Source organism: Bacillus sp. M13(2017) (assembly GCF_002218325.1).
Taxonomy (GTDB): Bacteria; Bacillota; Bacilli; order Bacillales; family Bacillaceae_G; genus Bacillus_A; species Bacillus_A thuringiensis_K.
Map to the genome: position 1 here is coordinate 65405 of NZ_KZ268512.1, position 22017 is coordinate 87421.

Sequence of the window (22017 nt, forward strand, 5' to 3'; positions counted from 1 at the left end):
TCCTCCTACTATTTTACCTTTACGTAGGTTGTCACATTAGCGAAAAGTTTTGTGAAGTTCGTTATCCATTCTCTCAAACTCTTGGGCTACTGAATGAATATTATCGACCGCTTGTTGAAAGGCAGTGGAAAATTGTTTCGTAAAATCTAACATTTGTTGATTCGCTTCTTGTGCTTTGGAATTAACAGATAATGTTGTACGCGTCGCCTTTGTTATAGGACGATTTGTTGCACTTTGGATTATATTCGAAGCTGTTCTCATCTGCGTAGCAATTTGTTGTGCCGTTTGAAAATTACTTTGAAATTGTCCCATCACTCAAATCCTTTCTCTAATTTTCAGAACATGCCAAAGAAATCCCAATAAATATATGAAAATTCCCTATCAATATCACTCTTTTTAAACGTGTGTCCAGCTAAGTTGGGCATGCAATCAAATGAGCCATACACTATAAGCTGTATGGCTCATTTGAAATGCTTGTTATATAGAGTATGACAATTTTTATTTCAAACCGAAATTACGTGATAATTCTTCATCATGAGAAGCAACAGCTTCTGCAGTTTTATTAAGCTGCATATTAATTTCTTGTAATAGCTGTGCGAAGTTTTGTACTTTTGGCTTTAATTGATTGAACTGTTGATCAAAACCTTCGAAAGCACGACCTTCCCATTCTCCCCTTAATTCATTTTGTAAATTTTGTAGTTGACTTAAAATGTCCTCAATTTGATTTGCACCTTTTCCATATCGAGCTGCTTTCGATTTAAGCTCCTCTGGTGACATACGAATTTGTCCAGCCATTTTCATTTCCCCTTTAATACATAATGAGCAAAATATAAATTGGTTAATTTTACTAAATATATTATAATGTATTATTTTGAACTTTAAAACATTTTATCTTTCTATTGAATATTAGAATATTAATATTCAACTTTTTCTTACTTTACAAGATTTTATGCAAAAAAGACCACCAAAAGGCAGTCCCTCAAAACTCAATCCCGTCCCGCGCTCCACTACTTTCTCATACAAATAATTCGCAACGATAATATCTACTACAGCCAAACCAACTGATTTGAAAATAGTAATCTCTTCATCATTTTCGTGACCAGCTTTTCCCCCTTATAATTTAACCAATTTCGGCGTGGAGATTGCTAGTTTTATCAAAATTTGAAGATTACCTGTTTCTAGATCCTATTCAATTAAGCAATCCTACAAATGCCTCTTCTTCCTCATCTATAAAACCTACAAATATAATTCCTTCAATATCCTCATGATTAAATACAAATGTATAATCAGGATTCATGTATCCTTCTGGATAAAAACAGCCAATATAGTCATACATCACAAGTTCTTTAATCCCAAGTTTTTGTTTTCTTCCATAGTTATTTATGTGAATTCAGCTCGTTTTTTTGTTTTGGGTGAAAAAATTTTTAACTTGATAGCAATGTGGTGCTGCACCTATTAGGCAAATTCGACAAAGAAAAGATACCCAAAGGTGCCTTCCTCCCACTTGAACCATCTTAATTTTATTGTGTTGTTATTATATAAGAAAAGAAGACATCGCTTAAGATGTCTTCTTTTCTTGTACACTTGATGTTAAGAAGGTATTTATTGCTTAAAAACCATAAAAAAATATAACAATCATCGAGTAAACCTATTATAGCATCAATAAATAGAGTTTTTATATGTATTTTTACATATATATAGATTTATTTATGTTTTATCTATATAGTTAAATTGTCTGTTTCTTGTTTTAATTCGTTTGTTTATTTTGAGTGCTCCAGCAATGGAGCCTTTTTTTATGCAATAAAACATTTTCTTAGCATTACTTAGTTGATCTATATTAACTTTACCCCTTAAATTATATCTATATTTTACCAAATAATTATATAGATAACCAGTTTTTTCTAAAAATCTAGTGAATTGATAATTTTAATGTTAGTTGTTACTACTCATAGAAAAATTCATTATGCAATGAAAATTGAGAAATCAAGAATTATAAAAAACTTATAGTATCTTTTGTAAAAGTATATTTATAATTTGTATATTAATATGTTATAATTTAATTTCTAAAACTACCCAAAAAAGACTGCCAGTAATGGTGGTCTTTTTTAAATTGGTAAGATTGTACTAAGTTGAGCAAAAAAATGGAACCGAAAAAGTTATTTCTAATGAGGATAGCCTTCTTATGATGAAGTTTCATTCAGTGAATCTGCAAGCAAACATAAAAGAAGGAAAAAATTACGATTTTACTTTACGTGGATATAGAGTACCTATACTTTCATGGTTTCCAAATTTAGATAGTGCCGAACCACAAAATTAGCACTATTCTTTAATAAAAAATCCTACTCATTTTTTAATGAGTAGGATTTTTTATTAAAGAGCTATTTCGTATTAATTTGTGCCATCATTTAATATGCTATTTTTAAATGATTTCCAAATTTGATGACTAATTATCTAAATTTCTAAACTCTATACAGCACTATCATTTAAACAATTATTAAATATATCTTCTAACTAAAACATCGTATTATCATTAGCTGCTTCACTTGGAATCTCTTGAATTACATCCCAGTGTTCGACAATCTTTCCATCCTTGATACGAAATATATCCACTATAGCAACTCCCTTATCTTGAGAATTAGTACGAGAATGTACATGAAGAGCAACTGTATCCCCTTCAGCTACTACACGTTTAATCTCTGCAGAGGAATTAGGATTTTTAACAAAATCCTCCTTAAAGAAATCCATGAAGGCTTTTCGTCCATCAGCAACAAAAGGATTATGTTGCTTATAATCTTCACTAACATATTTAGGGATAGTATCGATATTATGTTTGTTAAAAACTTCATTATAGAAATCAACTACCATCTTTTTATTCTTTTCATTTTCTTTTACTTCTTTTGATACAGAAGCGACATTTTCGCTCTTTATTGAGTTCCCTTTGTTATTACCGGTGGAAGCTTGAAATATCAAAGTCGATACAATTCCTAAAATAAACACAGAAATAATTATTACTATTAAACTTTTCTCTAATTTCATATATACCTACCTCTTCTACTTAAATAAGTTTTCTTCTATAAAAAGCTTGAAGAAGGAGAAACCTTCCCCAAAATGTAATGTCAGGGGTAATGTTAAGAATTTCATTTATCCTAACCTCCCCCTATACAAGGCATATTAGAAACGATTAACTCTAACTTAATACCTCATTAACAGTTGCACTGTCCACAATTTGAATAAACTTCTTAACCTTATCGTTCTCATCAAACTTATAAAGATGACAAAAATCTGCTACAAATGACTTCCCTGTAGCTTTATATGTTCCACTATATTTTCCATACACGATAACAGTATCGTTATTAAAAGTATAAATTTCATCTTTAGCACTATAGTCATCCCATTCCGTGCCAAGACGTTCATGTACGTTTTTCACTACTTCATCTGGACCTATATAAGTACCTGCATATGGAAACCCAGCAGCTTCTGTCCAAGATACATTTTCACTTAAATACGTTTTGAACGCATCCAATTTCCCTTCGCCAGTTAACACATACGTTTCATGTAATAGTTTTTGATATTTATTCATATCATTAACCCCAAGGCATTTCTTTTGTTACAACTTTTGCACTTAATTCTAATACACCTTTATTTGCATAGCCTGGATATGCTGCTTCAAGTTTTGCCACAAAATCTTTTGAAGTTCCACTTTCCTCAGAAGCTTGAACCGCCGTTCTTAGATAATCCATTGTCGCAGTAAGTGCTTGATTATTTAGGGATTTTTCGATTGATCCATGGCTAGGCACAATTATGTCAGCATGTAATGCTTGTAATACTTTCAAGTTCTCAATCCATGCCTCCATAGCCGCTTTTGAGTTAGTATCCGCTAAGAATACATGTATTTCGTTAAATACATCAATACCACCAATTAATACTTTTAGTTCTTTATTAAATAGGCTAGTTCTGTAATGATCTAAGCCTACTAGTTCAAATGTTAACCCCTGAAAATCAATCGCTTTTTCTTTAAACACTTGAGGTAATACCACGTTACTTGGTGCATTTTCTCCAAGGGCGTCTTTCCAAACTTTTAATTTTCCTAAGACAGAATGAACGATATGTTCAACAGTAGACTCTGTTGCATACGCTATAGCTTCTGGGTAAACGGCTTTAATGCTCTCTAATCCAAAGTAGTAGTCTGGATCCCCATGAATAATAAAGATTTTATCTAGAGATAAGTTGTTTTTTTTCAGATACTCAATAATTTCTTTCGAATCAGATTGAGTAAATTTTGAGTTTATTAAAAATGCATGTCCTGCTTTCTCAACTAATGTTGCTGTGACCATAAAGCTTTTTTCGTCCGAACTAAACACCGTTAATTTCACATCTTTTTGATTTGTATCGATTGTTTTAAACATAGTATGTTATTCTCCTTTTGTTAAAGTTATTAACTAATTATCATATTTTTATCTTGTTCCGATAAAGTGAAACTTTAATCAGTGGGGGTTTTGTTCATCCCCCACTGATTATTAGTTGAACCAATCGGACTTTTACGGACAGTTGATCCCCCACCTAACTTCTTTGCTTCCACTGAATTTTGAGGTGGGGGTCTTACTGCCCGTTAAAGCGGGATAAAATCTCCCACTCCCATTTATCTGAAAGTGTAATAGTACTGGCGAATATTCCGGAGATCAACGTCAGGTGGTCTAAGATAACATGTTTGCTACTGTATCCTAAATTTTCTTAATATAAATTTTTAAAACGCGCTTCAATTTTATCCGGTGTCATTACGCCACCACCAATAGGAATAATTTGATTATCCTTTTGTAAAAGTAATGAAGGATAGCTATTAACACCAAGCTGTCGAACTTTATTGAAATCATTTTGGACATCTATTATTGTTTCTTGAGCGTTTAAACGTTCTAATACTTGTTCAGGGTCCAAACCATGCTCGATTGCAATCTTGCGATATGTTTCAGGATCACTCAGACTTTGGCCCTCATAATAAAACGCTTTTTGCATAGCCGAAGTGAATTCTAATAAACGGTCTGGCGCTAATGAGCGTAAAGCTGAAAAGCCAATTGCAGCATCTTTCGAATTCATTTTAAAAGTCCCTTCCTCCACTAATTTTTGATATGAAGGACCAAATTCAGCACCTGTAAGTTGATTAATTCTTTTATTTCCTTCTTCTATATATGAGAAGTTTTTCATTGGTAAATTATCTAAAAATAACCCTCCACATAAAACCGTTAATGGTACTTCAGTGTGGTTTTTGTAAAATCCTTTAATACTTTCTGAAAAACCATAGCACCATCCACAATATGCATCCCATACGTAAATAAGATTATCTTGTTTCGTCTCCATTTAAATCTCCTACCTTTTTTTATTATCCAGCTCAACTAAATTTTTGGTTTATATAGGTACATCTTTTTATACCTTGTTCTTTTTTAGATACCTTACTATATTTCCCCAAAACTAATATTTCCAAAGAAAGATCCACCAAGGTTTTTAACAAAAGATAACATTGCACCTTATTGCCCCGTAACAGAAAATACTAAAGCTTGGAATATGCATTGATTTGAATGTGTTAGTAACTTTCTACACCGGGTGGCAACGTATGGACCACCATCCTTAATTAAATATATAAATCATATTTTTAGCAGATATTAGTTGTAACTAAATTAATTACATCTTTATGTAACCATTTTAGTTACAACTAATATAGAAGTCAATTCTTTTTTTCGAAAACATTAAATTTCTACATTATAACGAAATTCTGTGTTAACTTGTAAAAAAAAAAGAGGAGCCATCTCCTCTTCATAAATAAACACTATTTAATTTGTTCCTTATACTCATGGTTAACAACTACATACCACTTTCCTGTATCAAATTTTTCTTTATTAATCACGTAAACTTTACTTTCTCTCATTACCTCCCCTGGTTTTAATCCCTTAGTAATAGTAGCGGTCTCGCCTTTTTCAACCGCATAACTACTAGCTGCCAACACATCACTTTGGTAAGCATTATCATTTTCATCCACTAAATCCACTGATGGTAAAACGGCTAATTTCATCGGTTCGTTTGTGATATTTTTCCCTTCTGCTTCTACAACAATAAAGACATGTCCATCTTCAGGTTTTTGGAATCCTATACTCTCTTTACCAACCTTATCTCTTTCTACAACTCTTTTTACAGTTACATCAAATTTAGGTGTATGAAAATCCTTGTTTACAGCATACTCTTTTTCTTTTATTTTTGATTTCTCTTTTGTTTGTTCTGTATTTTTCTGCTTTGTATTCTCTTTCGTTTTCGTCTCATCAGTTGTTTGCACTTTCTTTTCTTCTTGTTTAGAATTGGTTTCTTTAGATTCTGAAGAAGTTTTGTCGGATGTATTGCCGCAACCAGATAAATTGAATACTAAAGCGCCACCTAAAATACATGTAGTAAATTTTTTCAACATCTTTTTTTATCCCCCAATAACACGATATGTAAATTTCTTACTTATCATAGCAAAAAACACGATCTTAAATTGTTGCATCTTGTCGAATGATTAAGAATAATCAATTGTTTTTATTACATATAAAAAAACATGATCTTGATGTAGTACCAAGATCATGTTTTACGTTGATATTATTTATAAAATACTTTATCCACATTATACTTTGCTTGAAATTCGTTAATCATATATGTTTCGTAAATTTCTCTTTCCATCGGATCTTCTACAATACATACATCAATACGATACACTTCATCACGATGATTTTTAATACTTTGCCTTACTTTATGTGCTTTCCCAGCATTATAGTTAAAAAATAAAGGGAATTATATGATAGGAGATACAAATATAGACAGTCGCTGACCATTAGTCTACAACCAATCCCACACCCCAACACAAAAGAAAAAAGCACCAGGTCCCCCCTAGTGCTCTCCCCCTAAAACAAATGACAAGCCACCTCATGCCCCTTCGCAATCTCAACCATCTTCGGTACTTCCTGTGCGCATTTTTCAGTGGCGAATTTGCAGCGCGTTCTGAATTTGCAGCCGGATGGTGAGTTTATTGGGCTTGGTACTTCTCCCTCTAGGATAATCCGTTCTTTACCAGTGTTTGTTGGATCTGGTTCTGGCATGGATGAGAGTAGTGCTTGTGTGTATGGATGTGCCGGTTTTGTGTATAGGTCTTCACTATCGGCAATTTCTACTATGTTTCCTAAGTACATGACTCCGATTCGGTCTGATATGTGTCTTACCATGGATAGGTCATGTGCGATGAATAAATATGTGACTCCTGTTTCTTCTTGAATGTCTTGCAGCATGTTTACGACTTGTGCTTGGACTGAGACATCGAGTGCTGAGATTGGTTCGTCACATAATATAAAGTCTGGTTTTACAGATAGTGCGCGCGCGATGCTAATGCGCTGGCGCTGGCCTCCGCTAAATTCGTGCGGGTAGCGATATAAGTGTTCTTCTTTTAATCCTACCTTTTTCAGAAGGACTAAAATGATTTCTTTTTGTTCTTCTTTTTCGTAAGATCCGTGAATGTTCATTGGCTCGCTAATAATTTGGTATACATTCATTGCCGGGTTTAATGATGCGTATGGATCTTGGAAAATGATTTGCATTCGTTTTCGATATTCTTTTAGTTCACTTTCCTTTAAACTTGCGATATCTTTTCCGTCGAATAAAACGTTACCTGAAGTGACATCGTGTAAGCGAATGATACTTCTTCCTGTCGTTGATTTTCCGCAGCCAGATTCTCCTACTAATCCAAATGTTTCACCCTTTTTAATTGTGAAGCTTAGGTCATCGACTGCTTTTAATTGCTCTGTTTTTCTACCGAATAGTCCTTTTTTAATAGGAAAATACTTTTTTAAGTTCCGAACTTCAATTAAGTTTTCTTCATGCATGGAAATCACCTACCGCCCTATCATTTAACCAACACATAGAACGTCTTTCATTTGCGATTTCAAAATATGGCGGACGTTCTTTTCCACAAATGTCCATCGCATGCGGGCAACGCTCTGCGAATGGGCAACCTTGTGGTGGGTTTAATAAGTTTGGCGTTACACCTTGAATAGGAGCGAGTCTTTCTTTTACGCCGTTCGCTATTTTTGGCAGAGAGTTTAATAGCCCTTTCGTATATGGATGATTCGGCGATTGGAAAATATCAAGTACAGGTCCTTCTTCCATAATAAGCCCGCCGTACATAACGATGACGCGCGTACAGTTTTGTGCGACAATTCCTAAGTCATGCGTAATAAGAAGTAACGCCATATTCGTTTCGTTCTTTAAGTTTTTCATTAAATCTAGTATTTGCGCCTGTATCGTTACATCAAGTGCAGTCGTCGGTTCGTCCGCAATAAGAAGGTCTGGGTCACAAGACATCGCCATTGCGATCATAACCCGCTGCTTCATACCACCGCTTAGTTCATGCGGATATTGTTTCACCCTTTCTTCTGGTGAAGAAAGACCGACTTGTTTTAACAAGTTGACCGCGATTTGCTCTGCTTCTTTCTTTTTCACTTTTTGATGACGTATAATTACTTCCATCATTTGTTTCCCAATTTTCACGACCGGATTTAGCGCTGACATTGGGTCTTGAGAGATAAGTGAAATTTGATTTCCTCTAATAGAACGCAATTCTTTTTCAGATTTAGAAAGTATGTTTTCATTATGAAAAAGGATTTCCCCTTCTTTCACTTTTCCTGGTGACGTAACGAGAGACATAACGGACTTCGCCATTACACTCTTTCCACTTCCAGATTCCCCAACGATACCGACTACTTCTCCTTTATTTAAGCGAAATGTAACGCCGCGAACCGCTTCAACTTCGCCACTTTCTATGAAAAAAGAAGTCTTTAAATTTTTCACTTCTAGTAGTTTTTCAGACACGCTTCTCACTCCCTTCACTTAACACTTTAGTTTTCATGTCCGGCTCCTTTTGGTGCGAAAGCTTTCTTCAATGCTTCACCAATTACGTTAAAACTAAGTACCGTTAAAAGGATAAGGAATCCTGGGAAGAGTGTTAAATACCAAGCTTCACCAATATATCCTTGCGCATTGTTTAGCATGCTGCCCCAAGAAGAATCTGGTTCTCTAATACCTAAACCTAAAAAACTAAGTGATGATTCCATTAAAATCGATGTCGCAATTGTTAATGTCGCAGCGATAATAATGGTTGATAAAATGTTAGGAATGATATGTCTTACAATAATCATAAGTGATTTTTGTCCTGATACTTTTGCGTATAAAACGTACTCACGCTCTTTTACAGATAACGTTTCTGCCCTTACAATACGGGCGGTGTCCATCCATGTTAGTAATCCGATAATAAGAACTAACGTCGTAATTCCTGGTTTTAAATACGCATTTAATAGTAGCATTAAAAAGAATGATGGAATTGACATAAGTACTTCAACAACCCTCATTAAGAAGTTGTCTAACTTTCCGCCAAAATATCCGCTAATTGTTCCAACTGCGGTACCGATTGTAATAGAAACAACCATCGCAAGAAAACCGACCGCAAGTGAAACTCGTCCGCCATATAACGCTCTCGTTAAGTAATCTCTTCCGTAATCATCCGTTCCGAAAGGATGACTCATACTTGGTTCTTGTAAGCGATCTGGAATCGACATTTTGCTAGGATCGTACGGCGATACGAATGCGAAAATTGATGCGACCGTTAAAATCGCAAGTATAATAACTCCCATTGCAACAAACTTATTTTTCGTAAAGCTATGTTTTATCGTTTGAAATCTCCTATTATTCATTCCAAATCACCCCCTCATTCGAATGCGCGGATCTACTACGCCATATAAAATATCAGCAATTAAGTTACCGAGAATTAACATGAATGATGATAGTAATGTAATTGCCATGATAATCGGATAATCAAATCTAAAAATAGCATTTACCCCAAGTGAACCAAGACCCGGCCATGAAAATACTGTTTCCGTAATAAATGCTCCGCCTACTAAACTTGGAATCGATAATCCGAAAATTGTAATGATTGGTATTAATACATTTCGAAGTACGTGATTAAATAAAACCGTTTTCTTTGAAGCACCGTACGCATATTGAATTTGTACATATTCTTCTTCTAATTGCTGAATCGTACTTGAACGAATATATCTCATATAAACAGATACGTTTTGGAACGCTAGCACCATACAAGGTAAAATGCCGTGTTGCACAATATCCCAAACAGAATCTTTACCTACGGTGCGCATACCCATACTCGGAAGTAGGTTCAATTTTAAAGAGAATAAGTAGACTAATAGTAGTGCAAACCAGAAAACCGGCATAGAAATACCAACATATGAAATAAAGTTTACAATGCGGTCAAAGAACGAATTCTTTTTCACACCTGTAAATAGTCCAAGTGGTATTGCGATTACGAATGAGACGAGTAAAGATGATCCCATTAACCCAATTGTTGCGGGTAATCTTTCTGCGATAAGATCTAAAACAGGACGATGATTTTGAAGTGAGTAACCAAAGTTTCCTGTTAAAATATTTTTTAACCATAAAATATACTGCACGTAAATTGGTTGATCTAGTCCTAAACTTTTGCGAATACGCTCCACATCAATTGGACTCATATTTGGCGTTACAAAGTTTCGAACAGGATCCCCCGGCGCTAGCTTTATTAATAGAAAAGAAATAATAGAAATAACAAATAAAAGCGGAATTGCATTTAAAAGCCTCTTCGCAATTACTTTATACACAAACTTCCCCCCTCAAGCTAAAGAAGCTGATTTCCACCAGCTTCTTTACTGTTTCTTATTTCACTTCATAAATCTTAGATAGATCTTCAAACATTGTGACAGGAATTGCTTTCGCTTCTTTTAATCCATCAAACTTTTTATCTACTGCAATAACTGCTTTCGGATACGCAATTGGTAGATAAGGTACGTCTTCTCTAGCTGTCTCTTGAATTTTATGGTATAGCTCTGCACGTTTTGTTTTATCTGTTTCAACTGCAGCTTCTTCCCATAACTTATCGAAATCAGCGTTTTTATATCGGGCATAATTGTATTCAGCATTACTTAAGAATAAGCTCTTATATGAATCTGGCTCAGGTCCCATTATGTAACCACCAAATGTAATGTCATATTCTTTATTCTCTTTATCTAAGCCTTTTTCACTTGCTGCACTAGCATCTAATGCATTTAGTTCAACTTCTAAGCCAACTTCTTTTAATTTTTGTTGTGTATAAAGCGCTAAGCTTTCCATGATTTTATTATTCGTTACATACATCACACGTACTTTTTCTTTATCTTTCACGCCAGCTTTTGCTAATAAATCTTTCGCTTCTTTTTTATCATACTTATAGTCTTTAATATCTTTCGCATAGTACATAGCGTCTGGCGTTAAGATTGAATTTGCTGGTTCTGCAAATTCACCTGAAACGAATGCTGAGTTAATCATTTCTTTCTTATCTAACGCATGCGCAATTGCTTGGCGCACTTCTTTTTTCTTCATCAAATCTGTATTCATGTTATAAGATAAGTAGAATAATCTACCTTCAGGGAATGTCACCATTGAGAAGTTCCCAGTGCTATCTAATTTCTTAAAATCTTGTGGCTCAATCATCTTCATGTTGATTTGACCATTTTGCAGTGAAACATTGGCTGTATTACGGTCTTTTACAACACGGTATACGATAGAGTCTAATTTAGCTTTTCCACCTACATAATCATCAAATCGATCTAATGCAACGTACTCATCTGATTTATACTCTTTAAATTTAAACGGCCCTGATCCTACAGGCTGTAAGTTTTTCTTACTTTTCGCTAAATCTGCTTCCCCTTCAAATACATGTTTCGGAATTGGGAAGAAATCATTCATCACACCTTCGAAAGATGCGCTTACTTGTGGTAAAACGAATTGAGTTGTTAACTCATCTACCTTTTTCACCTCAAGCGGCTTTCCTTTAAAAATAAAGTTTTCACGACTTGAGCTATTTTGCTTCTCATCCAAAATAGATTGGAATGTAAATGCTATATCGTCTGATGTAATTTTCTTACCATCATGCCATTTCAAATTATCTTTTAACTTCATTGTCCAAGTTAATTGATCTTCTGAAGGCGTAAAGCTCTCAGCAAGAACAAACTTTTTCTTACCGTCTTCCATATGATATAGCGGCGCATATAAAGCTTGCTGCACAGTTAATGACACACGATCATTCGCATAAAGCGGATTCATCGTATCTGGATTATCGCTAACGCCAATCGTTAACGTTCCTCCATCTTTCGGAGTCCCTGATTTACTAGTGCCCGCTTGCTTCGAATCTTTTTCCCCTGAACAAGCAGCTAATGCAATAAATAATAGTAGGACAAATGGTAATACAAACAACTTCTTCTTCATATTTCGACCCCTCTCGACTATTTACACCTATAAGAAAACTCGGAATTAATACCGAGTTTTCTTATAGGTTTTAAATTACCACTGCCCGTATGTATTGTCAAACTTTTTCGCAAAGATAGAAAGTTTAAAATCTATTAATGCGTTCTTGCGATAAAATATATTTATGCGGAAGATAAAATAAAAAGACCACGAATAGGTTACCTCGTAAAATGAGTTAAAAAACTAGTAGCTTCCAAAAAAACCTCTGAAATGATTGTTATATATGATCGAAAATGTAGAATGGGATTAAAGACAAAAAACACATTTAGGAGGTTACCATGACATTTGATGAATTGAAAAAAAACAAACCAACAACCCAATGGATTGAGAATGATGAAGATGGGGAATTTTTCACTGAAGAAAATATAAGTGCAACAAATAAAGTTCTTGATACTTACATAAATAATTTAGAGCAATTGGGAAAAAATCCAACTGAATTTGAAATAATGCATGTTGTTAAAGAGGTTGTTCTTAACATAAATGAATTAAATGACGAACATGACTATTTTATCGAAACAATGGAAAGAGAAGATCTCTATGAATTTATCGATACAGCAGCACGAATAGCTGGTCTAGAATCTGAAGAAGACATAACAGAAGAATGGCGAGAATGGTAAAAAGTTGCACCTCTAATTGTTAGAGGTGCAGCTTTTTTCATATACCAATTGAATGAATGATGTGATGTCCGCGCAGAATTCATATATTTAAACATAATATTAAAAGTATTTAATTATAAATACTAGCACACCCATCCTGACAAAAAAGACCACCAAAAGGCAGTCTCAAAACTCAATCTTATTCCCTACTCCTTGCTCCATCGCTTTCTCATACAAATACTTCGCAACGATAATATCTACTACCGCCAAACCAACTGATTTGAAAATAGTAATCTCTTCATCATTTTCGCGGCCAGCTTTTTCTCCACTTATAATTTGACCAAGTTCAGCGTGAATGGCGTTTGCTTTGAATAGACCTTCTTTTATCGGAACTTGAAGGTCTCCTGTTTCGTCTAGTGCTGCTTCTTTTGATTCGACTACTACTTTGTTTGCTTTAGCTATGGCATGTGAGGGTAGTTCTTGCATGCTCGGTCTGAATGAGCCAACGGCGTTTACGTGGATGCCTTTTTGTAGTGTTTCTGAGAAGACTGGTGTGGATGCATTCGTAGTTGTGACGATAATGTCTGCTTCACGTATTGCTTCATTTGGATCCCTGTAAACGTAAGCTGGTTTTCCAAATTTCTCTTGTATATATTGCGCAAATGCATACGCTTTTTCTTCTGTGCGATTGTATAAGATAACTTTTTCGATATCTCTAACCGTAAATATTGCTTCGGCAATTCCTTTCGCTTGTTCACCCGTGCCGATAATGCATAAAGTTTTTGCGTTATGACGAGCTAAATATTTTGTCGCTACTCCTGATAAGGCGCCTGTTCGAATCATCGTTAAGTAGGATCCTTCTAAAAGTGCGAGCGGTTCTCCCGTTTGAAAGTCTGATAGCATCACAATCCCGTTTATCGTTTTCTTTCCTATCTTTTTGTTCTCTGAGACTACTGTTACTACTTTTAAGCCAAGTGCCTCAAGCCCTTCCGCTACTGAGGGCATAATTAATGCCGTATTTTTCTCGTTCGCAAATGGCAATGAGCCTCGAATTGGTGTGATCGTTCTTTCTGCGGAAAATTCTTTTAAAGCAAGCGCCGCGTATTCAATGACTTCGTTCATATTTACTAAGTTTCGTTGTTCGTTCGCGCTTATGACTAGCATATCTTTCCACCTCCTCCTTCTATCCTAACAAAAACCCTCGATTTAAATCATCTCTTGGGTCTACAACGAACTGATGAAATCCTGTAATAAATGCATGCCCCGTTACTTTCGGAACGACAGCTTCATATGTATCTACTGCGGTTACCGACAATACTTCCCCCTCGAATTCCCCGTCAGTAATACATTCGTGGACGAAAATTTCTCCCTTTTGTAAGGCATCTTTTTCAAAAAGCGTTGCGATTCTTGCGGAAGTTCCTGTGCCGCAAGGAGAACGATCTACTTGTCCATCAGCGAAAATCGTTACATTTCGTAAAGTTGCGCTCTCTCCTTTCGGTTCATCTGAGAAAATAACGCCGTATATTCCTTTTAAATCTTCTTCAAGTGGATGCTTCACTTCCATCTGGCTCTCAATGTAGTGCTTAATTTTACCGCCCCACTTTTGAATAGCAGATAAGTCTTTGAAATCGACTTTCAAGCCAAATTCTTTACAATCTACTACTGCATAAAAAGCTCCGCCAAACGCGATATCTACTTGAAATTCATAGTCATCTATTTTAATAGGAACGTCTTTCTTATATACAAAAGAAGGAACATTTTCAAATGATACGGACTCTACTTCGCTCCCGTTATATGTTGCATACGCAATGACTTCCCCAGCAGGGCTATCAATAATGAACTGTTGTTTCTCACCTGTCACTTCAAACATGCCTGTTTCAATTCCGACTGTAATAACAGCAATAATGCCATGACCACACATCGTACTCCATCCTTCGTTGTGCATAAATAATACGCCAAAATCAGCGTGAGCACTCGCAGGCGGAGTAATGATACAACCGTACATGCCGTGATGTCCTCTCGGTTCATACATAAGAATTTCGCGAAGATGATCCAAATGTTCCATGCAGTATGCGCGTCTTTCTAGCTGCGTGTCTCCTTTTATTTCCGGCACGCCGCCTGTAATAATTCGAAGCGGTTCCCCAGCTACGTGAGCATCAATTGTTGTGTACACTTTACTAACCTTCATTTCTATCTCTCCCCTATATGTTGATACTCTTTTTATTGCAAATATCATGCCAACGCATAGGATATAAATTTGTATACATTGTGTAAAAAAGCATACAGTACTGTCTATTTTTTTATACACTGTCCAGAGGCTATGTTATGGAGCCCCTTGATACAACCAGTCTTATTATTTTCACTGGAAAGTTACTTCCACCCCCAACATATACTGTTCAAAAGCAAAAAGGAAGTGATCCAATGTACTACGGAACAAAAGGCTGGTACGTAGCTGAATTAAAAAAATTAGGCGTGCGCTATCATGAAGGACGAAAACTAGAAAGTTACCGCGGACACATCTTGCGCAATTTACTACTTGCACAACAAGAGAAATTAAAAGAACAGTAATATTCTAATGTAACGATATCGGCGATTCTCGGAATATATCAGCGATTTTTTAAATTTATCAGCGATTCAACACAATATATCAGCGATTTTTTAAATTTATCGGCGATTCGACATGCAATATCGACTTACCGACAAATTTCGCTAATTCATCTACCTAAACCACCAACCAATTACACATCAATACAAACAAAAAAGGTCACCCAAACGGGTGACCTTCCTTTCTTATTCACAAACAAGAATCTGTCTAGTAAATGACCCTTTTCTTGTAATACAGCGATCTGTAATTTCAAATCCTGCTTCATGGATCATGTCGTCCATTGTTTCCATCGTGACAACGACTACTTTTTTCGCGATGCGGCGTGCACTTGAGAGAATTGATAGTTGATCTTCTGGTGTGGCGTGCGTAAATAGGTCGTACGGCATATCGATAATGGCAACGTCGTAGTTCTCAGTAATTTCCTCGATTGGACCTTTTGTTACTGTTCCTTCAAATCCGAAATGCGCGATGTTTTTTCTCGTTCCAAGAACTACAAGTGGATTTATATCTCTACCAACGATGTTAATCCCCATAGAAAGTGCTTCTACTACTACTGTTCCAATACCGCAGCACGGGTCAATTGCTCGTACTCCCTCTGGATTTGGTACAGCGATATTTGCAACTGATCTCGCAACACGTGTGCTAAGAGATGTCGAATAACTATGCGGTTTTTTTATGTGATGATACCAAACGGGTTCGCTTTCTACATAGCGCCCGAAGTACCAGCGTCCTCCAAGAGGAACAATCCCGAATACACGCTCTGGATTACGAACATCCGCTTCTCCTTCAATATGCATGCCGAGGTCGCGTTCAATGAGACGTCTTTCTCCATATTCAATTTTATTCTCTCCAACGAGGTCATTGATTTTAACGAAGATAACTTTAAATGTCGCTCCCGCCAAATCAATTTGTTCCACTTGTTTTAAAATGCTTTCTAAGTCGTCCCCTTCATACATAACCTCAACGCGCTCTTTTATAAACGCACTTCTACTCGGGTCAATTTTGACATCACTTTTTAAAATATTAACGTGGGACTCCATTCCAAAGAACGAGCGCATTTCCAAGTAACATAAAGCACGCTCCTCCTCACGAAATGCATACGTATATATACAGGCAGGTGTTTTACTATGATTATTCAATCTATTATCATCCTCTATCGTTTAAAATTGTTCTGATTACAATTACTCAAATACTTTTCTTTTGTATATAAAATTAAATGATATCATATGCCGGAAATAAAGAGAAACGTTAATAAATAAAAGAGACTGCCAATGGCAATCTCTTATTATTTATTAACGGAAAGAAGACACTTTGTTACCCATTTCTTCATAGTAATCTAAAATACCTTGATAAATAGCTTCCGCTGCACTTTGTCTCTGCGCTGGTGTAGCTATTTTATCTGCATCACTTTTATTATCTACAAATGCTAATTCTGCTAATACAGCTGGCATTGTATTTTCTCTAATTACGTATAAATCGCCTTTTTTCACACCACGATCTTTTGTTCCCAGTGCATCTACAAGACGTTCTTGAATTTTTTCTGCTAGCAAACGACTTTCTGATACGTTAGGATTTGTTCCTCTTGCTGTCGCTGATTCATAGTAAAACGTTTCTGTACCTTGTCCATTTTTACTTTCCGTACCATTACCATGGATACTTACAAAAATGTCCCCATTATTTTTTTGAGCAAATTCTACACGTTTCTTTAAAGAATCAGAAGCACTTGTTCCTGGACGTGTATCATCTGTACGAGTGAATAACACAGTAAATGGTGTCTTTTTCTCAAATATTTTCTGTAATCGCAATGATACATCTAATACAGTTTCACTTTCTTTCTCATAATAACCTGGATTACCTGAATCAACTCCACCATGACCTGGATCAATGATAATCGCTTTGCCCTCTAAGAAGTTACCTTGCTTCACTGGATTTAATTGATTTTTATTAACCCATTGGAAACCAGCGCCCATGCGGATACGAATCCAGCTGCCGTTCTCTTCAATAACAGTTACTTGCTGTGCGTTATGTGTTCCCATTACTTTTGAAGAAGAAGAAGCTTCTGCATAAGTAGTGAATCCTTCATTAATAAATTCTGTTTTCTCTACTAAAGGTGTCCATTTATCACCTTTACTTGTTGCAATTTTAATCCATCCATCTCGTTCTTCTTTAATTTCAACCATTTGTGGATTATGCTGATTTGCACTAATCCCAGAACTTAATGATGGTGCGTGATATGTAATGAATTTTCTATCTATGTACATTTTCTTTGTTTCTACTGGACGATCACTATTCTTGCTAAATTTATCTGTTTGCGCAGTAAGTTGAGCTGCTTGTTCACGCGTAATAGAATCATTCGGTTTCCAGCCATCCTCTGTACCTAACGAAAGTTTTAATTCTACTAAAATATTAACTTCTTCTTTACCCCAATGATTCTCTAAATCAGCAAATTTTGTAGGAACTGGTCCTGTTACTTTGCTTTTCAGATTATATGCTCTTACAAGCATAGCTGCCATTTCAGCACGAGTTACTTTTCCTTCAGGATCAAATACTCCTGGTTCTCGCCCTTTAATAATATTCTCTTTTTCCATGGCTGCAATAAATGAAGCTGCCCAACTATTTTTTGCATCATTATAAGACGGCTTTGCATTTGGATCTACTTTAGCACCAATTGCTGTTGCGATAATCTTTGCTGCCTGAGCGCGTGTTAAATTTCCGTATGGCATAAAGTTACCATCTGGCATACCGTTAATTACATTTCTCTCTACTAAATAATAAATTGCGTCTTTTGACCACGCACTATCTGAAACATCAGGAAATTTCTTCGTTTCTGCTAAACTACTAATTGGATGTGCTAGTAAATTTGCTGCTAATAAACCTGCGGCTATTGCTTTGTACTTCATGAAAAATAAATCTCCTCTCAAAACTTCATATTCATTCATTTTTTTAATCAAGCTAACTAAAAAATATTAACTATTAATTAATTCCTTTCATAGTGTATAACATTATATATCTATAGTAAATACGTTTCCGGCCGTATAACAAAAATCGCATATATATAACTTATAATGAATGTATATAAAAAACTTTAATCAGCCCTCACCAATCGGGCTTTTACGGGCAGCCCGCCCCCATCTAACTTTTTTGCTTTCGCTGAATTTTGAGGTAGTGGTCTTACTGCCCGGCAAATAGCGGAATAAAAAGCTGATTAAAAATAATATCTTTAATCAGCTCTCTATTATCTATGAAATTATTCTTCAATTAAATTAGACATTACATATGCATACACTAATGCTTCTGTATGCGCAATAGAACTTTCATGCGTACGTTCAAATGCATGGGAAGAATCAATACCCGCTCCAATTAACGCATGTTTCACATCAAATCCCGCGCGAATCGCAGCTGATGCATCAGATCCGTAGTACGGATAAATATCTACTTTATATTCAATATGATTCGTTTTCGCAAGCTCTACTAAATGTTTGCGCAGTGCATAATGATACGGGCCGCTAGAGTCTTTTGCACAAATAGATACTGTATATTCATCAGATGCTTGTCCATCACCTAACGCTCCCATATCAACTGCTAAGTATTCAACAGTTTCTTCTGGAATGTTAGAGTTACCACCGTATCCAATCTCTTCATTATTAGAAATTAAGAAATGCGTGGTATATGGTAATGTTACGTTTTCATCTTGTAATCTTTTAATTAATTTTAATAAAATTGCAACACTTACTTTGTCATCTAAATGACGTGATTTTATGTATCCACTCTCTGTAATTTGAACGCGCGGATCAAATGAAACGAAGTCTCCTACTTCAATTCCTAATTCGCGTACTTCATCAGCTGAAAATACGCGCTCATCAATACGAACTTCAATATTTTTCTCATCGCGTTTTGCTTCACCTGCATCTTTATATACATGTACAGATGTTTGATGCATTAAAATCGTTCCTGTATATGTCTTGCCACTTGATGTTTCAATTTCGCAATATTCCCCTTCTACAGAGTTCCAGCGAAATCCACCAATCATAGAAAGACTCAGGCGACCATCAGGCTTAATTTCTTTCACCATCGCACCTAACGTATCAACGTGTGCCGTTAATAAGCGATGCTGCGCATCATTTTTCCCTTTTACCGTTAAAATAAGAGCTCCCTTATTATTACGTTTCGTTTCTACGTTCCACTCACTGACATAGTTTTCAATGAAATTAATAATTTTTGCTGTATTTCCAGATGGACTTGGAATAGAGACAAGCTCCTTAATCAGTTCCATCGTTTCTTTCGTATGGTGTGCCATTGTCGTTTCCTCCTCATTTTCTCTACTATTCAGTATACAAAATTCGCCAGAAAACCTCTACTTATATAGCCTAATTTTCTAAATTGTAGTAAAATTCTTTTTAGTATACAAAAGGAGCCTTGAAATATGAATATATCAAAAAAATATATACACATTGCACTCATTTGGTTTTTAGCATCATTATTTTGTTTACAAATCTCTTATGCCGTTCATACTACTACTTCTATTACAATCGGCTGGATATTAACAGCTATCTTCTTCATTATTAGCTTCATTGCAACAAGAAAGCATAGCGTTACTCATTAACGCTATGCTTTTCCTATAAAACTATTCTTCTGAAACGTCTAATAAATAAATCCCTCTTTCAAATCCACCGCGCTCTATCTCTTTTTGCTTACGAAGGCGTTCTACATCTTCAATCGATGCACCTTCTGCACGTGCTAATGAGATGATAACTTCTAGCGCATCCGCAAGAGAATCTAGCGCATGTTCGCGTTCTTTCATAGAAGCAAATTCACGAATTTCTTCCGTTCCAATTTTCGCTAAAGCTTGTATGTATGCTTGCCCTGTTAATTTTTGTGCTGTATATGTTTTTCCAGACATTAAAATCTTCTCTGGAACACGATCTCTTACTAACTTGTTATATGCTGACATCATTTATCCTCCTATACTTAATAACATCCGAGCTCTGCTTTATAGAAAAACCATTTTTTCTTCACGCATGCACTTAACATATCAATTCCTGATTCATGTGCTCTTACATGCGGAAAGAAATAGTGCTCTGAGTTTTCTTCCTTACCATATAGAGTTTGGTACTCATCTGGAATCGCTTCTTTTTTCACATCTTTTTCTTTCGTCACCCCGTCAGAAAATGCAACACTTGGATGTCCCTCAAAAAATAACGCAGTCCGAACTGCCAAAGATGGTGTACTATGTAAAGCAGAATATGTAAGCAAAATAATAGTGATAACACCGATTATTTTCTTCATGTATTACTCCTAAAAAAAGTGCTAACACAATTATACTAAAATGTGTTAGCACTTTCTCCCCTTTATCCCGAATTAACGAGCTAATAATCAGTGAGGAATTGACAAACTTTATTCCCCTTTAAATGCTGGTAAACGTTTCTCTAAAAACGCAGCAATACCTTCTTTATGATCCGCTGTTTGTCTCATTGCATATTGACCACGCTTTTCTAATTGCAATGTTTGCTCTAAATTAGAGCGATTTACTTCACACAAAATTTGCTTCGTTTGAATCATTGCTTTAATCGGTTTTTGTGACCATTCATTAATTTTTTGTTTCACAGCCGTTTGGAAATCTTCGCCGATTACTTCATCAATTAAGCCGATATCAAGCGCTTCTGTCGCTGATAACTTCTTACCTTCCCAAATAATTTGCTTCGTCATATTTTCACCGACACGCTTTTGAAGGAAGAAATGACCGCCTCCATCTGGAATTAAAGCGATTCCAATAAAGTTCATTGCAATAACAGATGATATATCCGCCATTACATAATCAGCTGTTAACGCAATACTTAACCCAAGACCTGCAGTCGGTCCATGAATTGCACTAATAACAAGCTTTGGCATCGTATATAATGTCACGACAACTTCAGAAATGGTATTCATAATGCCATCAAACTTACTTTCATCATTACTTGAAAGCATCGATTTAATATCCCCACCCGCAGAAAAACCACGGCCGTTCCCGCATAACACAACGATATGCGCAGAACTTTCCGCTACTTCTTTCAACTTTTGTAATAACTCTTTTAAGGTCGGCTCATCCAACGCATTTAACACCTCTGGGCGATTGACCATAACCGTTGCAACGTGGCCTTCATATTTCACAACGACAGATTCTGTTTTACTTGTTATTTCCATTATATATACCCCTCTTTTCTCCATAAAGATTATACTTATATAATTATAGAAAACCACTGAAAAATCCTTCTTTTTTCTCAATTTTCTGTCTAATAATCTCGCAATTTGTACATTTACCGTATAAAACATACAATTCCGTTAAAAAATATAGAAATTAAAGTCGGTTTATCCATGCTTTTCATCTATTTACCATTACAATGAAATGGTGTATTCTTAAGTTTGATAAAAAACAAATATTGA

General features: G+C 35.6%; 24 protein-coding genes and 3 pseudogenes. 4 read left to right on the forward strand and 23 right to left on the reverse strand.

The window, feature by feature from the left end; genetic code table 11:
• Positions 1-36 precede the first annotated feature (36 nt).
• From CGQ22_RS23595 to CGQ22_RS23610, 4 genes and pseudogenes are all read right to left on the reverse strand, one after another.
• Complete coding sequence (locus CGQ22_RS23595; RefSeq protein WP_139032714.1) at positions 37-312, reverse strand: TIGR04197 family type VII secretion effector; 276 nt, start codon at positions 310-312, stop codon at positions 37-39.
• A gap of 186 nt (positions 313-498) precedes the next feature.
• Entirely contained in the window at positions 499-795 is a 297-nt protein-coding gene (locus CGQ22_RS23600; RefSeq protein WP_089149436.1) for a WXG100 family type VII secretion target, read from the reverse strand.
• A 126-nt stretch (positions 796-921) separates the two neighbouring features.
• Positions 922-1113: pseudogene (locus CGQ22_RS23605) on the reverse strand (hypothetical protein); the annotation flags it as partial.
• Between the two features lie 76 nt (positions 1114-1189).
• Positions 1190-1375 (reverse strand): annotated as a pseudogene (locus CGQ22_RS23610) (DUF4176 domain-containing protein); the annotation flags it as partial.
• A gap of 807 nt (positions 1376-2182) precedes the next feature.
• Here CGQ22_RS23610 and CGQ22_RS32605 point away from each other — a divergent pair.
• Complete coding sequence (locus tag CGQ22_RS32605; RefSeq protein WP_254922577.1) at positions 2183-2317, forward strand: hypothetical protein; 135 nt, start codon at positions 2183-2185, stop codon at positions 2315-2317.
• 194 nt (positions 2318-2511) lie between these two features.
• On the opposite strand, the gene CGQ22_RS23620 is transcribed toward CGQ22_RS32605, so the two are convergent.
• The 11 genes and pseudogenes from CGQ22_RS23620 to CGQ22_RS23670 form a co-directional block, all read right to left on the reverse strand.
• Entirely contained in the window at positions 2512-3036 is a 525-nt protein-coding gene (locus tag CGQ22_RS23620) for a nuclear transport factor 2 family protein (protein ID WP_000764220.1), read from the reverse strand.
• A gap of 151 nt (positions 3037-3187) precedes the next feature.
• Positions 3188-3580, reverse strand: a complete 393-nt coding sequence (locus CGQ22_RS23625) for a nuclear transport factor 2 family protein (RefSeq protein ID WP_001046364.1) — start codon at positions 3578-3580, stop codon at positions 3188-3190.
• A 4-nt stretch (positions 3581-3584) separates the two neighbouring features.
• Positions 3585-4406 (reverse strand): MBL fold metallo-hydrolase, encoded by an 822-nt coding sequence (locus tag CGQ22_RS23630; protein WP_089149437.1) that lies wholly within the window; start codon positions 4404-4406, stop codon positions 3585-3587.
• 325 nt (positions 4407-4731) lie between these two features.
• Positions 4732-5352: a DsbA family protein gene (locus CGQ22_RS23635; RefSeq protein ID WP_000448622.1), complete on the reverse strand. Its 621-nt coding sequence runs from the start codon at positions 5350-5352 to the stop codon at positions 4732-4734.
• 466 nt (positions 5353-5818) lie between these two features.
• Complete coding sequence (locus CGQ22_RS23640; protein ID WP_089149438.1) at positions 5819-6448, reverse strand: hypothetical protein; 630 nt, start codon at positions 6446-6448, stop codon at positions 5819-5821.
• Between the two features lie 170 nt (positions 6449-6618).
• A pseudogene (locus CGQ22_RS32290) lies at positions 6619-6804 on the reverse strand (GIY-YIG nuclease family protein); the annotation flags it as partial.
• Between the two features lie 116 nt (positions 6805-6920).
• On the reverse strand, positions 6921-7892 hold the full coding sequence (locus CGQ22_RS23650) for an ABC transporter ATP-binding protein (RefSeq protein ID WP_139032713.1): 972 nt from the start codon (positions 7890-7892) through the stop codon (positions 6921-6923).
• On the reverse strand, positions 7885-8877 hold the full coding sequence (locus CGQ22_RS23655; RefSeq protein WP_089149440.1) for an ABC transporter ATP-binding protein: 993 nt from the start codon (positions 8875-8877) through the stop codon (positions 7885-7887). Before CGQ22_RS23655 ends, CGQ22_RS23650 begins: the two co-directional genes overlap by 8 nt.
• Before the next feature lie 26 nt (positions 8878-8903).
• Positions 8904-9755 (reverse strand): ABC transporter permease, encoded by an 852-nt coding sequence (locus CGQ22_RS23660; protein WP_001065278.1) that lies wholly within the window; start codon positions 9753-9755, stop codon positions 8904-8906.
• 6 nt (positions 9756-9761) lie between these two features.
• The gene (locus CGQ22_RS23665; protein WP_000278787.1) at positions 9762-10712 is read right to left on the reverse strand and encodes an ABC transporter permease; all 951 of its coding nucleotides are present in this window, start codon (positions 10710-10712) and stop codon (positions 9762-9764) included.
• 55 nt (positions 10713-10767) lie between these two features.
• Complete coding sequence (locus CGQ22_RS23670; RefSeq protein WP_089149441.1) at positions 10768-12354, reverse strand: ABC transporter substrate-binding protein; 1587 nt, start codon at positions 12352-12354, stop codon at positions 10768-10770.
• Between the two features lie 317 nt (positions 12355-12671).
• On the opposite strand from CGQ22_RS23670, the gene CGQ22_RS23675 reads away from it, so the two are divergent.
• On the forward strand, positions 12672-13010 hold the full coding sequence (locus tag CGQ22_RS23675; RefSeq protein ID WP_000141767.1) for a hypothetical protein: 339 nt from the start codon (positions 12672-12674) through the stop codon (positions 13008-13010).
• Positions 13011-13175: 165 nt separating this feature from the next.
• Here the strand turns inward: CGQ22_RS23675 and CGQ22_RS23680 are convergent, their stop codons facing one another.
• Positions 13176-14153 (reverse strand): ornithine cyclodeaminase family protein, encoded by a 978-nt coding sequence (locus tag CGQ22_RS23680; protein ID WP_089149442.1) that lies wholly within the window; start codon positions 14151-14153, stop codon positions 13176-13178.
• A 19-nt stretch (positions 14154-14172) separates the two neighbouring features.
• Entirely contained in the window at positions 14173-15225 is a 1053-nt protein-coding gene (locus tag CGQ22_RS23685; RefSeq protein WP_131252005.1) for a proline racemase family protein, read from the reverse strand.
• A gap of 89 nt (positions 15226-15314) precedes the next feature.
• On the opposite strand from CGQ22_RS23685, the gene CGQ22_RS23690 reads away from it, so the two are divergent.
• Positions 15315-15557 (forward strand): YflJ family protein, encoded by a 243-nt coding sequence (locus CGQ22_RS23690; protein ID WP_000433499.1) that lies wholly within the window; start codon positions 15315-15317, stop codon positions 15555-15557.
• Between the two features lie 222 nt (positions 15558-15779).
• Here CGQ22_RS23690 and CGQ22_RS23695 read toward each other — a convergent pair whose 3' ends face one another.
• The 3 genes from CGQ22_RS23695 to CGQ22_RS23705 form a co-directional block, all read right to left on the reverse strand.
• On the reverse strand, positions 15780-16733 hold the full coding sequence (locus tag CGQ22_RS23695; protein ID WP_089149444.1) for a TRM11 family SAM-dependent methyltransferase: 954 nt from the start codon (positions 16731-16733) through the stop codon (positions 15780-15782).
• A 153-nt stretch (positions 16734-16886) separates the two neighbouring features.
• Entirely contained in the window at positions 16887-18494 is a 1608-nt protein-coding gene (locus CGQ22_RS23700) for an N-acetylmuramoyl-L-alanine amidase (RefSeq protein WP_000875331.1), read from the reverse strand.
• A gap of 347 nt (positions 18495-18841) precedes the next feature.
• Complete coding sequence (locus tag CGQ22_RS23705; protein ID WP_000930085.1) at positions 18842-19891, reverse strand: M42 family metallopeptidase; 1050 nt, start codon at positions 19889-19891, stop codon at positions 18842-18844.
• Positions 19892-20017: 126 nt separating this feature from the next.
• Here CGQ22_RS23705 and CGQ22_RS23710 point away from each other — a divergent pair, with 126 nt between their 5' ends.
• Entirely contained in the window at positions 20018-20197 is a 180-nt protein-coding gene (locus CGQ22_RS23710) for a hypothetical protein (protein WP_001027086.1), read from the forward strand.
• Between the two features lie 21 nt (positions 20198-20218).
• Here CGQ22_RS23710 and CGQ22_RS23715 read toward each other — a convergent pair whose 3' ends face one another.
• The 3 genes from CGQ22_RS23715 to CGQ22_RS23725 form a co-directional block, all read right to left on the reverse strand.
• Positions 20219-20545, reverse strand: a complete 327-nt coding sequence (locus CGQ22_RS23715) for a nucleoside triphosphate pyrophosphohydrolase (RefSeq protein ID WP_001277350.1) — start codon at positions 20543-20545, stop codon at positions 20219-20221.
• Between the two features lie 17 nt (positions 20546-20562).
• Positions 20563-20880 (reverse strand): hypothetical protein, encoded by a 318-nt coding sequence (locus CGQ22_RS23720; RefSeq protein ID WP_000720149.1) that lies wholly within the window; start codon positions 20878-20880, stop codon positions 20563-20565.
• 108 nt (positions 20881-20988) lie between these two features.
• Positions 20989-21801 (reverse strand): enoyl-CoA hydratase, encoded by an 813-nt coding sequence (locus tag CGQ22_RS23725; protein WP_001999174.1) that lies wholly within the window; start codon positions 21799-21801, stop codon positions 20989-20991.
• Positions 21802-22017: the final 216 nt, after the last annotated feature.